Below are 12,967 nucleotides of genomic sequence, written 5' to 3' on the forward strand. Positions count from 1 at the left end.
GCGCTAACAAGTTTAAGAATTTTAACAGAAGTGAGGGAGTTATGATTCTATTTGACTTTATAGTCAATATTGCTATATTTTCACTGCTTGTCAGTACACCATTGGTCATCCGCTCGTTTATTCACCAAAAGCCGATTAAGTATTTTAGTTTGTGGGCAAGCCTTTATGCTGGGGTTGTTTCGGTTATTCTCGTCATCCTTTCTATCAAGCAGCAAGGGTATGCCTACGATATTAGATACGCGCCCGTTATTCTTGTGTTTGCTTATTTTGGGCCGATCCCTGGGGTGATAACCGGGTTATTCTCACTGCTTACCAGACTTGTTTCCGGTGGAAATTGGGCTCCGGCCATCATAGGCTGGTTGATCAATATGATGATTTTGTGTGTTGTACATAAAATCATGTCTCACAGCTCACAATTCAGAAAAATCGGCTCTCTTTTTATGGCTTATGTTGCGGGATATTTGGTAACGATTCTGTCGTTTCATATTTTATTGACCGAGCCGTTATTTCATTTGCAATATGTCCTGTTTGTCATGTTAGGCGTTATTTTGGGCGGCTTGCTGATCGAATCGAATGATCGGCTTTTAAGAATTAATAGGCAAAATAAATACATGGAAGCGACGCTGGAAAAAAGCGAATCGAAGTACAAGCTGATCGCTAATCATACTTCCGACTTGATCATCGTTATGGATCAAAATCATACGGTGAGTTATTTTTCTCCCTCCCATGAGCTTGTGTTAGGGTATGAACACCATGAATTAAAAGGGAATCTATTGTGGATGTTGGTGCACCCGAAGGACTTGGAGATCTTTCATCAAACGATTTCGACGATGATTGGAGGGCAGGAAGGTTATTCATTGGAAGTTCGCCTTAAACATAAAGATGGACATTGGAAAGAGTTTGAATCACGCTGCCAGCCTGTCAAAGGTAGTCATTATGTCATCGTCATCAGCCGCGATATCTCCGACCGCAAAAAAGCGGAAGAAATTCTATTGCAGTCAGAAAAACTTTCGATTGTCGGAGAGCTCGCGGCAGGGATTGCGCATGAAATTCGAAATCCTTTAACGACAATAAAGGGATTCCTGCAAGTATACAAAGAAGGCAATTATTCGAGAAAACACAATGAATTGCTGTTATCCGAACTCGAACGGATTGAAGCCATTACCAGCGAATTTCTTTCATTAGCCAAACCTCAATTGACACAACTTACAGTTACAGACCTACTTGAGCTCGTGGATTACACGACTGAGATTTTATCCCCCGAAGCACTTCTGAAAAATATTGAATTCCAAATAAGCTACGAAGCGACACACTTCCCGATTACCGGAGAAAAGAATCAGTTAAAACAGATGCTTCTTAATATCATCAAGAACGCAATGGAGTCGATGCCTGATGGCGGAGAAATTCAAATTTGTTTGCGCAAAGAAGGGGAATGTCATGGTGTGATTGCCATCCAAGATCACGGTTGCGGGATTCCAGAGGAGCTATTGCCGAAATTAGGGGAGCCTTTTTATAGTTTAAAGGAGAAGGGAACTGGGCTTGGTTTAATGATTTGCAAGAAGATTATTAAGCAGCATGAAGGTGATATTACCTATTCAAGCAAAATGAATGAAGGAACTTTAGTAGAAATTCGTCTGCCGTTACTTCAAGCATGATTTAACAGATCCTAGCCATATTAATTGATGGGAGGAATGATGGATTATGCCAACACGTACATATCTTAACGGATCAGTTCTGGTGCTTTGCCTGATATCGGGCATCGTCGATGTGATCGGCTATTTGGGGCTGGGACATGTCTTCACAGCTAATATGACAGGTAATCTTGTGCTAATCGGAATCGCTATCGGGCAAGCGCAGCCGCTGGCTGTGCTTCGTTCCATTCTTGCTTTTATTGGTTTTGTTGCCGGTATCGCCCTCGCAACTGTGATCGTGAAGCAAGGTCGGGAAGAGCAAATTTGGTCCAGAGGAGTAACGGCCGCGTTAGGCAGCGAAGCTCTTCTGCTTTTAATTGCAGCTTTGCTCTCCTATGCGGGAGAAAGCGAAAGGAACTTATATATCCTGATTCTACTATTGAGCATGGGGATGGGCATGCAAACGACAGTCGCCAGACATTTGAAAGTTGCTGGGATTTCGACGACCGTTTTGACCAATAACCTCGCGAATGTTATCGAGGATACCATTGCTCATTTTCGCCGAATTAATCGTTTTACTGCAGACGCATGGTTGCGCACATGGGCGGTAGCCATTTATTGCCTTGGTGCGGTAATTACCGCTGTTTTGGAACCGCACGCGCTTTTTGCGTCCATCTGGATACCAGTTGCTCTGTTGGTCGGGCTTGTGACAATGGCGGCAATTCGCTTTCGTTAAAAATGATGAGAAGAACTCATACAAAGGGGTATGCATGAATAAGACAAAATTACTGGGGCCAAAATCATACTTATTCATTTTTCCAGCGATTGCGCTAGTGATAGTTTCTGAAAGCATCACTTTCCCGGCAAAAATCAACTGGCTGCTAGTCTTATTCCTCCTATCAATAGCCATCATCGAACGGATTTATATGCATCTTTTCAATAAGATTTGGCTGCCTTATTTTATCATCGTGATCGGCCTCATTATTTTTGCAAAACATTCGATTTTATATAGTTTCTTCTACCTTATTCCGGATGCGGTGATCATTTGGTTGAAAAGAAGGGTTAGCATCTGGTATGATCTGCTGCCGTCCCTGTCAATCAGCTTGATTACCATTGTTTTGGGCAATTCTTTTTACAATTGGACATCGCACTCCTACATCAGCCGGCTGGGAACCTTATTTCTGCTTTTTGTGGTAAACTGGGTGCTCGCTTACTTTTTCTCATTTTTTGAGTCCGGTAAGCTGACCACCTCGCCAGTCGTTTCAACTTTCATACCGACCTGGTTTGAAATCGGTGTCATTTTTCCTTATATGGCCGTATTCAATTATTTCAATTATCCGGTCGTCATGTCATCTTTTTTGGCGTATTTAATTGTTGTTAAAGTCTGTCATTCAAGAAGGATGCAAGTGAACGAATCACATGTCAAACAGCTCATCTCTCACATTGGTACAAGACTTCAGCTGCAGGTTCTATTGATGGATTTGGGCTCCGTAAAGGGAGTCTATTATCCAAACAAACGTATCATTGTGATTGATCATAAACTGGATTATCCGGAGCAACTGGATACGCTGGTGCATGAATGGATCCACTGCGAGTTAAGAAAATACAAAAAGTCCCCACTCTTTCTTGAGGAAATATGGGTCACGATTTTAGAAGCGGTAATCAGTTGGTATTATGTATTCAATTTAAAAAGAATTCTTACGACAGGAGGATACAAATGAGTCAGCGACTGGGTCAAGAATTAAGACGTTTGCGTAAAAAGAAAGGATTAACCTTGGAAGAAGCGGCTTCTGCGACCGGAATAACCTTACAATATATGAGTCTGCTTGAAAAAGGGCAAAGAAAATCGGCCTCGTTTGAAATCATGGCCAACATTTCAAAGTTCTACGGAATTCCCTTGGACTACTTCGCCCAATTTGTTGATGATGATCAAAATGAGGTTCATAACTTAAGTGAAACTGAACTTGAAATATGGAGTGCCATCAACAATAAAGTAAAAGATGAAATCTATTATAAGAAGGGAGATTTGCTGGCGGATTGGCTTCGTTCATTTTTTCGAAAATAAGGAAGAAAGGTTTTCATTTTTCAATTGTGTTGTGAAATTCAACTTTAGAAGATAAAGTTAATGTTAATTCATCAATAGTTGAAAAATTTCTGGAAGAACTTTATAATTTAGAATAACCGTTCTTCTGAGGAGGCACTTTGTTGAATCTTAACAAAAAAATTGAGCTTGCTGTATGGTCGATCAAGATTATAGAAAGTGACACGATTTTTCCAAAAAGAGCTAACGCACTTGATTTGACCTACCCTACTCTTCAGTGCACGGATGTTACCGATGTTGAGGCAGAGTTTGTAGCGGATCCTTTCGTAGTTTCGGATGGTTCGAAGTATTATGTATTTTTTGAAGTGTTGAATAAACATTCTGAACGCGGTGAAATTGCGGTTGCTGTCAGTACGGACGGGGAACAATGGCATTATGACCGAGTTGTCCTTAAAGAGAGTTTTCACCTGTCTTATCCAAACGTATTTACATATGAGAATGACTATTATATGCTGCCGGAGTCGGCGGAAGCAGGTGGCGTATTTTTATATAAATCCATGCAATTTCCATATAACTGGGAGAGGAAAAAACAGCTGCTATCTGGCCCGTTTGTGGACCCGACCCTTTTCTATCATGACCAGAAGTGGTGGATGTTCGTTGGCAGCAAAGATGGAAGGAATCTTTATTTGTTCTCTGCTGACCGAATAGACGGAGAATGGGTGGAGCATCCCTGTAATCCTATTATAAAAAATGATCTGCATATATCTCGACCGGCGGGAAAAGTGGTTTGTCACGATGGGGAGATTTATCGGTTTACACAAGATGGAGTTCCATCATACGGGAAGATGGTTAGAGCTGTTCGAATTACGAAGCTGAGTGAGACAGAGTATGCAGAGGAGGCCGTAGAGCCTGGTTTGCTGACGGGGTCGGGCCAACTTGGAAGCTGGCGTAAGGATGGCATGCATCATATCGATCATCTCCAAACGAAGGATAACAAGTGGATGATCGCGGTTGACGGGCATTTTTTAAAAGAACAAAACTATCTCGCTTGGAAGACTAAACGCTTTATGAACAGACCTTTCTATAGCTCTTATAAGCTTTCTCGCACTATTATTAAGAAATTGCAGCTTATTGCTCAGTTATGGTAGTAACCAGCATTTAATCCGCGGAGTTCGCGGATTTTTTTTATTTATGGCTGAGTGTGAAGCGAGGAACTTTTATTGGATTTAACTATAAAGATAATCGCTTTAATATATTAGACCAATAGGTGTCTTTGATAATATGATAAGTATATCAATAATTACCAGAACAAGAGGAGGAACAACATTACCATGTCAATTTATCACTTTCAAGCAAATCTGATAGACGGAAAGCAGGTCAATCTGTCAGACTACAGTGGGAAAGTTCTTCTCATTGTCAACACCGCAAGTAAATGTAGTTTTTCGCGTCAATTTGCTGATTTACAAAATCTTTATGAAACTCGGCGAGAACAAGGTTTGGAAATACTAGCATTTCCATGCAACCAATTTAACGAGAAAGAGCCATCCAGCAATTCGGAAGTACAGGTATTTTGCGAGCATAACTTCGGGATCACATTCCCATTGTTTGAGAAAACGGATGTAAGAGGTCCATCTACCCACCCATTATTTCAATATCTGACACAGCAAGCACCTTTTAAAGGGTTTGATACGCAGACCAAGGACGGCCAATGGATGGACGAGTTTCTGCTTGAAAAATATCCGGACATCTATATGGGAGACGGGATCAAATGGAACTTCTCTAAGTTTTTAATTGATCGTGAAGGTCAAGTCATAGAAAGATTCGAATCAACGGTGTTGCCTTCTGAAATTGACACTAAAATTGCATCGTTGTTGTAGTATAACGAAAGCCAGCAAACTTTTGAGTTTGCTGGCTTTTTATGCAAAATCAAACTTGTTTGAAACATTTTGATCTTACGGACGTTACAGAATCCATTCGGATACTTGCTCCATCGTTCTTCTTGTTTTATCACGCGGTTCTTTTGCCCGATAACCGAAAGCGACCATAACGCTTACTTCATACTCGTCGTCACCGAGTAATCCCCGTCTTGCCAAAATTTCGTTGACACTATCAGGTACGAAGCCTTCGATCGGACAAGAATCGATTCCGATCATCGCCGCGGAAGTCATCATATTCCCTAAAGCGATATAAGTTTGCTTAGAAGCCCAAGCTGTTCTCGCTTGTTCGTTATCGAGATGGAACGAATCGAAGAAATCGTGCCATGCTCCCACATTGTTTCGCACCATTTCAGCGGGATATTTTTTAACTTTTGTCAGCTGTTCATAAATATATGGGGATTCCGGGACAAGTCCTTTACGAGCAAGAATAACGACCATGTGACTCGCGGTAGGCAGTTGATTGTACGCGCCGTAAGCGAACGGCCGAAGCTCTTCCCTAAGTTCCGGATTTTGAACGACTAGAAATTTCCACGCCTCAAGACCGTTGGAGCTAGGCGATAATCTCCCTGTTTCCAGGATAAACTGGAAATCGTCTTCGGATATTTTTTGGGTTGGGTCAAATGCTTTCGTTGCATGTCTAAAATGATAGGCTTCCAGCACTTCTTTTTTTGTCGCGCTCGTATTCATGTCGCTTCCTCCTTGGTATGGTTAACAATTTTTAAGCTTGCAGCAACGCTGCCTTTTTCTTTCTCAAGCTGAGTAAGGCCAGGAGCAAAGCGAATAATGCGAAGCAGCCGCCAACGACTAATGCTGTTTGAAATCCCGACAGCATAGCTTCGTTGGACGATGCATCGGTTGCCGAAGCCGTCACCGAGCTCGCGACCGTAGCCAGAATAGACAATCCGAGGCTGCCTCCTAGTTGCAAGAACGTATTTACGATACCGCCTGCTACACCATGCTCCTCAAGTCGCACATCCCTTACGGAACCTACGATGATAGCCGTAAATCCGGCTGCTGTCGAGAGACCTAATAGAATGAAGACCGGTAAAATAAATGCAGCATAGACGCTGTCCATGGACATGGTGCTTAACCAGAACAAGCCGAGTGCATTAACGAGCTGCGAAACAATCAACAACATTTTCGCTCCGAATATACGCATGAAGTAAGGCGTAATTTGCGTGGCTAGAACGGACGATAAACCGAGCGGTAGAAAAGCCAAGCCCGTTATTAATGAAGAATAGCCAAGCGCATGGAAATACAGAGTCGAGAAATAAATAAATGCGGTCATGAAGGAATACATTAAGAATCCGATAATATTCGATGATACCAGCGAACCGATACGGAACAACCGGAGTGGCATGAGCGGGTTTTTGGCGTATTTCTCGATGAAAACGAATCCGACCAGAATAAGCGATCCGACGATTAAGGTTACGATTTTCGTGGTCGACCAACTGCCATCGACATCAGGCATGGACAACCCGTATACGAGAATGAATATGCCTAACAGCACGGTAATTGCGCCGGGCAAGTCAATGGATTGCTTGTTCTTTTGCTCCATCGGCCGTTCTTTAACAAACACTAACCCGATTATGATCGCAATCCCGAGCGGGACGTTCAAGAAAAACAAGGATCGCCAACCGAGCGAGTCTGTCAGCAACCCGCCAACGATTGATCCCGCAGCGAAGCCGCCCGAACCTAATGCGCCGAAGATAGCAAAAGCTTTATTCCGTTGCGCGCCTTCTGGAATCGACGTACTGATCAACGACATGGCCGCAGGAATAGAAAGCGCCGCGCCGATCCCTTGAATCGCCCTGCTCGCAATGAGCCAAACCGGATTCATCGCGAATCCGCCGGCGAGCGAAGCAGCCGCGAAAATCGCTAAACCGAGCGTTAACACGCGTTTCCTCCCGATCAAATCGCTTGCACGTCCGCCGATAAGCAGAAAACAAGCGAAGGTGAGGACATATGACGTGACGATCCACTGTAAACTATTTGTATTCATATGCAGCGCCGATTGGATCGCCGGTAACGCCACGGTCACCGTGGAAGAATTCATGACTTCCAAAAATTGCGCAAGACATACTAAAATCAATAACAACATATTCGCTTTAGAAATCCGATCACCCACGTAATTAACCCTCCTCTTTTCGTTTATTTAATTCTTGGTGCTCCACTGCGCATGAACCGTCTAGGCAGGCGAGCTCTTCCGTATCCCCAGCTGCGGAACGAAATTGAACGACGGGATGCTCCTCCGCCCAAGCTTTCTCTAGCGCCTCGACAAATACTTCTTTCGTCTGCGCCCCAGAGATGGCGTATTTTCCATTCATTAAGAAATAAGGCACGCCTCGAACACCTAACTTCTGAGCTTTAAGCTCGTCCGCTCTTACCTCGGCGGCGTATTGCTCGCTGTCTAGCATCGCGGCTGTCTCAGCAGCGTCCAATCCGACTTCCACGGCAATCATCACGAGTGTATTCGCGTCCCCGATATGCAAGGAATCGGTAAAGTAGGCTTTGTACAACCGTTCCAACAATTCGTTCGTTTTTCCGAATTGCGCCGAATAATGAAGTAGACGGTGCGCACTAAATGTATTCGTGTGTATCGCAGTATCATAATTGAACGTCAAACCGTCTAGTTCTGCACGCTTTGAGATATCATCATGTACAGCTTTCATATGTGCTCTCGTCGATCCGAATTTCTTGGCGGATAGCCCATAAATATCATCGTTTATGTGAACCGCCATGTGCGGATCAAGTTCAAAGCTGCGATATACAATTTCCACTGAATCGCGATGCTCGAACTTTTTTAACCCTTCTTCAAACTTCCGTTTTCCTATATAGCAATATGGACACACAATATCCGTCCAGACCTCTATCTTCATGGATTTCTCCCGCTTTCTGGATGTTTTTTTGCCGGAAAGGAGAAATACTCTCTCCTCTCCGGTTGCATCTTACTCGTTATGTTTTAATGAGATGTCGTGTTCGTTTCATTCACTTTTTGCTCGACGCCGGTACGGGAAGCCGTCATGATCGTGTCATATAACCGGTGGCGTTTGAGAGCATGAGCGAAGTCCGGCGTTTCAGTCGTGCCTTCGCGAAGATCTTTAGCCAAGCTCGCGTAAAATTTCCCGATGTTGCTTGATCTTGCCGGCCCTTCGGGAATCGATTCAATATCTTCGGTGTATTGGCTTGGAATGACGATCTCGCCGAGCGTCTTGTCTTCGCCTTTGCCGCCCCTCAATTTCAGCTCGGTATTTTGCATATTTCCGTTGAAATCGGCGGTGATGACAAGCTCGCCGTCTGTGCCGATGATCTCCCAACGCAAGTCGAAGTCCCGCGAAGTTCCGCTGCGGTATAAGGTTGTCGCTAACACGCCACTTTCAAGCGTGCCGATTATGGCCATGTGATCCGGAGCCGTCACTTTAAGTGTCGTCCCATTATCCGCGATTTGAACTTCCGGGTGACGGACTTCAAGCTTCGCGGACACGTTATCGTAATCGCCGAGCACGTAATTTAGCCCGTCGATGGCGTGAAGTCCTGCGGACGCCAACATGGTCGCACCGGCATTCACGTCGTACGTATAAGCGAATTTTTGGATCGTAACGGGTTCCCAGATCAAGGCTGTACCAGATAATGTAGTTGCGAGCACGTTGCCGATATAGCCTTGAGTGATCAAATCGCGGGCGTGTTGGATTGCCGGAGAGTAACGCGCCTGCAAGCCAATAAACGTCCGAACGCCAGCCTCCTTAGCACGGTTCACCAAGTCTTGCGCCTGTTCCGTGGACATGCCAAGAGGCCATTCGCTGTATACCATTTTGCCTGCTTCAATAGCAGCTCGCGCGATATCGTAATGGTATTGCACATTAATAGCGATCACGACAAGGTCTACGTCAGGATGCTGAATCAAATCCTGGTAATTATCGAATCCAGGAACACCGAACGCTTCGGCAGCCGCTTCTGCGGATTCGCGGTTGCTCGTGCTCACCGCAACCAGTTGGAAGTCCGGCAACGCTTGAACCGCCGGAATGTGCGCTGCGACAGCCCACCCTGGGTTGGACGGACTTGCTCCGATAATACCTACACCGATTTTCTTATGATTGGCTTGCTGTTGATGATTGGACATTGTAGTTCCTCCTCTAATCTAATTGGCAATCGCGAACCTTCCCTAACGATATTGACCCACCTGTACAAGATGGATAAGATATGTTCTAATAAGAGTTATTCGAGCTCGTTAGTGGACTGCGGTCCGCTTGTTAAACAATATAACCGGAACGTGGTCCGGTTGTCAAATGGATAATATTAAAAAATGGGGGGAAATCTAATGTTGGAGAAAAACCTTCGCAAAGATGCGGAAATACGCAGACAAGTCATTTTAGAAAAGGCAGCTGCTTTATTCGCTGAATATGGGGTCGAGCATGTCAGCATGCGTCAGATCGCCCGAGAAGCTGGAGTCGGTCAAGGCACACTTTACCGAAGCTATAACAACAAAGGGGAATTGTGCTGGGATCTCATCGGCGAAAGCTGCAACCAGAACTACGATCGGATCCAATCATTTTTAGGAGACCATACTTCCAGCCCGATTAAAGATCGTTTGGAAACCGTACTTCTGTATCATTTGGAGTCGCTTGAGACGCATTCTCCCGTTCTTGCAGCCATCCAGGCGAACAGTGGCGGTGATGAGCAGCAAAACGTTCCTTTCTATTCAGAGCATTACGAATCCATTCATTCCGTTATCGTCCAATTATTGAACGAGGTCGCGAAGAATACCGAGAACCTCGCCCTCGATCCTGTTTTTACGGCAGATGCCATCATGGCGATATTGCGTCCTGATGTTTATATTTTCCAAAGGCAGCATCGCGGTTATTCACCAGAAGAGATTAAAAACAAGCTCTTTCACGTGTTTATTGAGCCGCTCTTCCATAAGTGATGAACATGGTATTGCTTTTAAAACGCAAAAAAACAGCCAGCTACGCAAAGTAGGCGGCTGTTCTATGTCTGGCCAAATACCAACTCCTGCTGTGGCAGTTCTAAGGACGAAAAATAGCCGCCAGGTTGTGTGAAAGGTAAAACAAATCCCGCCCGAGCGGAGTCACTCCATCGGGCGGGATTTCTATTAGAAACGAAGGTTGAAGGATAAGAAGAAGGAATGAAACGAACTCATCCTTTTTCAAAGGACGGACTACTCGTTACTTGTGCGCCAAGGAGACGTCGCGATAACAGAAAGGCATAGGCCAGAAAGGCTACCACGATAAAACCATACAACAAGTAATAGCCGCCGATACGATAAAACAGGCTGCCTACGATCGGGCTGAGAGCCATTCCCATATATCGGAAAAGGTTGTACGCTCCAACAGCGGTCGCACGGTTTTTCGTGAACGCTCCGGTCAGCAGCGTGGTTTGCACCGGAAGCGAGAGTCCGAGAAATAAGCCAAATAAAATAATGCCAACCAACAGCCATGGTAAAGAAATTGCGTAGAAGATCAGGAAAAACAGTATTGAAATTGCATTTAAATAAGTCGTCAGAACGAGCAGCTTTTCCCCTTCAATCCTTGTTTGAATTTTCCCGCCCAAATAACTGCCAACCACGATGCCAAGCGACATCGGCAGAAAGACAAGCCCCTTTTGCTCAGCTGACAAGCCGTAACGCTCGGTTAAAATATTCGGTAAGAAGACCAGGAAATAATAAAACGCGTAATATTGAATGAACCCAAGATAGATGATGGACGATCCGATTCGATTCTGAAGAATGCCTGCAAAATCCCGCAGTTGAAAGCGCCCGCCTTCGATGTTGTCCGGCTTCGTTTCTTTCAAATAAAGGTAGTTGAAAACCAACACAAGCATCCCCGTTGCCGCAAGCGCGAGAAATACGGAATGAAAATTGAACAGTCCGCTTAGGAAGCCGCCGATGACCGGCCCAAGCACAGGGCCTAACGAAACCAGCATTTGAAAGGTTCCCATCGCTTGGCCGCGTTCTCTTCCTTCGAATAAATCGCTGATGACCGTAACGGCCACGACAGATCCCGCAGCGATGCCGATCGCCTGCAGTGCTCGGAAGACCAGCAGCAGCACTATCGTGTCAGAGAAGAAACAACCAACCGAAGCGATAACATACAAGGTTATTCCGAAAAGCATGACTTTGCGGCGCCCCTTTAAATCCGTGAGCGGACCATAAATCACCTGCATCATGGCAAGAAATAAGGTGAACACGGAAATCGTCAAGTTGACGACGAATGCGGTGGAGTGGAGCTGACTGGCAACCTCGGGTAACACCGGAGTGTAAATAGTTTGCGTGAACGGTCCAAGAAATGCAGCAAACGCAACAAGGTAAACAACGAATTTACGATTCATGACGCTCAATCCTTTCTTTGGAATCCCTATTGTCATCGTACTTGAAATGAATTATTTATTCCAATGCATTTCATGCTATAATCTCATTGATTAGAAGGAATGAATGAGGTGTACGGAATGGAACTTCTTCAACTGCACTATTTTCTCGCGGTCGCTCGTTCAGAGCATGTGACCGAAGCTGCCCGGAAACTGCACGTCACACAATCGTCATTAAGCAAAACGATTCAACGCCTGGAGGAAGATTTAGGCGTCTTGCTATTCGATCGAATCGGCAGGAAGTTGCAATTAAACGAGTTCGGAAGAAGATTTCTTCGGCGTGCAGAAAGGGCTTTGTTCGAATTGGAGCAGGGGAAGCAGGAGCTCAGCGATTTATCCAGCCCCGATCATGGCGCACTTGAATTAGGAGTAACCAGCGCAAGCGTATTACCCGACATTCTTCGGAAGTATCGAAAAAAGCGGCCGAATATTCAATTTCATGTCCAAATGCTGACTACACAAGAAATGATTATGCTACTGGAGCGAGGTGAGGTCGATTATTGCTTGTCCTCGCCTCCTGTTGAACGGGATGAGATCGAATGTCAAGTCGTCTTCATCGACCCTATCCTTGTTGCCGTTCCGATGGGGCATCGGCTGGCGGAGCGAAGCAGCGTATCTTTGAGCGAGCTGAAGAATGAATGGTTTGTCGGGCTAAAGGTTGGCTACGGTACGCGTGATTTAATGGACCCCGTGTGCAAATCGGTTGGATTCACCCCTCATTATGTGTACGAAGGGGATGAACCGGCAAGGCTGGTCAATCTGGTGGAAGCCGAAATTGGCATAGCTTTCATACCAAGCACGGCTAGAAATGATCGAGCACAAATCAAATATTTGCAAGTAGAGACACACGAAGTGGTGCGGAAAATCGCATTATTGTGGCATAAGAGTCGTTACATATCACCGGCAGCTCTGGATTTTCATGAGGTTGTTGTTGAATATTTTGAGGGTTTATCCAAAGAGACCCAACTATGAGATGA

General features: G+C 44.9%; 13 protein-coding genes. 8 read left to right on the forward strand and 5 right to left on the reverse strand.

Features of this window, described 5'->3' with window-relative positions:
* Positions 1–41 precede the first annotated feature (41 nt).
* The 6 genes from PCH02S_RS00255 to PCH02S_RS00280 all read left to right on the forward strand — a co-directional run bounded on the left by PCH02S_RS00255 (position 42) and on the right by PCH02S_RS00280 (position 5,549).
* Positions 42–1,655, forward strand: a complete 1,614-nt coding sequence (locus tag PCH02S_RS00255; RefSeq protein WP_127448976.1) for an ATP-binding protein — start codon at positions 42–44, stop codon at positions 1,653–1,655.
* 46 nt (positions 1,656–1,701) lie between these two features.
* Positions 1,702–2,367: a YoaK family protein gene (locus PCH02S_RS00260; protein ID WP_127448977.1), complete on the forward strand. Its 666-nt coding sequence runs from the start codon at positions 1,702–1,704 to the stop codon at positions 2,365–2,367.
* A 34-nt stretch (positions 2,368–2,401) separates the two neighbouring features.
* Entirely contained in the window at positions 2,402–3,352 is a 951-nt protein-coding gene (locus PCH02S_RS00265) for a hypothetical protein (protein ID WP_127448978.1), read from the forward strand.
* A complete protein-coding gene (locus PCH02S_RS00270) occupies positions 3,349–3,696 on the forward strand; it encodes a helix-turn-helix domain-containing protein (RefSeq protein ID WP_157324967.1) in 348 nt (115 codons plus the stop codon). The genes PCH02S_RS00265 and PCH02S_RS00270 overlap by 4 nt, the downstream gene beginning before the upstream one ends.
* A 140-nt stretch (positions 3,697–3,836) precedes the next feature.
* Positions 3,837–4,820 carry a glucosamine inositolphosphorylceramide transferase family protein gene (locus PCH02S_RS00275; RefSeq protein WP_164819372.1) on the forward strand — a complete coding sequence of 328 codons (984 nt, stop codon included), beginning with the start codon at positions 3,837–3,839 and terminating at the stop codon, positions 4,818–4,820.
* A gap of 183 nt (positions 4,821–5,003) precedes the next feature.
* Complete coding sequence (locus tag PCH02S_RS00280) at positions 5,004–5,549, forward strand: glutathione peroxidase (RefSeq protein ID WP_127448981.1); 546 nt, start codon at positions 5,004–5,006, stop codon at positions 5,547–5,549.
* Positions 5,550–5,633: 84 nt separating this feature from the next.
* On the opposite strand, the gene PCH02S_RS00285 is transcribed toward PCH02S_RS00280, so the two are convergent.
* The 4 genes from PCH02S_RS00285 to PCH02S_RS00300 all read right to left on the reverse strand — a co-directional run bounded on the left by PCH02S_RS00285 (position 5,634) and on the right by PCH02S_RS00300 (position 9,729).
* Positions 5,634–6,296 (reverse strand): NAD(P)H-dependent oxidoreductase, encoded by a 663-nt coding sequence (locus PCH02S_RS00285; RefSeq protein WP_127448982.1) that lies wholly within the window; start codon positions 6,294–6,296, stop codon positions 5,634–5,636.
* Between the two features lie 31 nt (positions 6,297–6,327).
* Complete coding sequence (locus tag PCH02S_RS00290) at positions 6,328–7,737, reverse strand: MFS transporter (RefSeq protein WP_127448983.1); 1,410 nt, start codon at positions 7,735–7,737, stop codon at positions 6,328–6,330.
* Positions 7,738–7,741: 4 nt separating this feature from the next.
* Positions 7,742–8,488 carry a DsbA family oxidoreductase gene (locus PCH02S_RS00295; protein ID WP_127448984.1) on the reverse strand — a complete coding sequence of 249 codons (747 nt, stop codon included), beginning with the start codon at positions 8,486–8,488 and terminating at the stop codon, positions 7,742–7,744.
* Between the two features lie 83 nt (positions 8,489–8,571).
* The gene (locus PCH02S_RS00300) at positions 8,572–9,729 is read right to left on the reverse strand and encodes a Gfo/Idh/MocA family protein (RefSeq protein ID WP_127448985.1); all 1,158 of its coding nucleotides are present in this window, start codon (positions 9,727–9,729) and stop codon (positions 8,572–8,574) included.
* Between the two features lie 198 nt (positions 9,730–9,927).
* Here PCH02S_RS00300 and PCH02S_RS00305 point away from each other — a divergent pair, with 198 nt between their 5' ends.
* Positions 9,928–10,533 (forward strand): TetR/AcrR family transcriptional regulator, encoded by a 606-nt coding sequence (locus PCH02S_RS00305; RefSeq protein ID WP_164819373.1) that lies wholly within the window; start codon positions 9,928–9,930, stop codon positions 10,531–10,533.
* A gap of 230 nt (positions 10,534–10,763) precedes the next feature.
* Here the strand turns inward: PCH02S_RS00305 and PCH02S_RS00310 are convergent, their stop codons facing one another.
* Complete coding sequence (locus tag PCH02S_RS00310; RefSeq protein ID WP_246068878.1) at positions 10,764–11,954, reverse strand: MFS transporter; 1,191 nt, start codon at positions 11,952–11,954, stop codon at positions 10,764–10,766.
* Positions 11,955–12,071: 117 nt separating this feature from the next.
* Between PCH02S_RS00310 and PCH02S_RS00315 the strand changes: the two genes are divergently transcribed.
* A complete protein-coding gene (locus PCH02S_RS00315) occupies positions 12,072–12,962 on the forward strand; it encodes a LysR family transcriptional regulator (protein WP_127448988.1) in 891 nt (296 codons plus the stop codon).
* The last annotated feature ends 5 nt before the right edge of the window (positions 12,963–12,967 follow it).

The organism is Paenibacillus chondroitinus NBRC 15376, assembly GCF_004000765.1.
Lineage (GTDB): Bacteria > Bacillota > Bacilli > Paenibacillales > NBRC-103111 > Paenibacillus_E > Paenibacillus_E chondroitinus.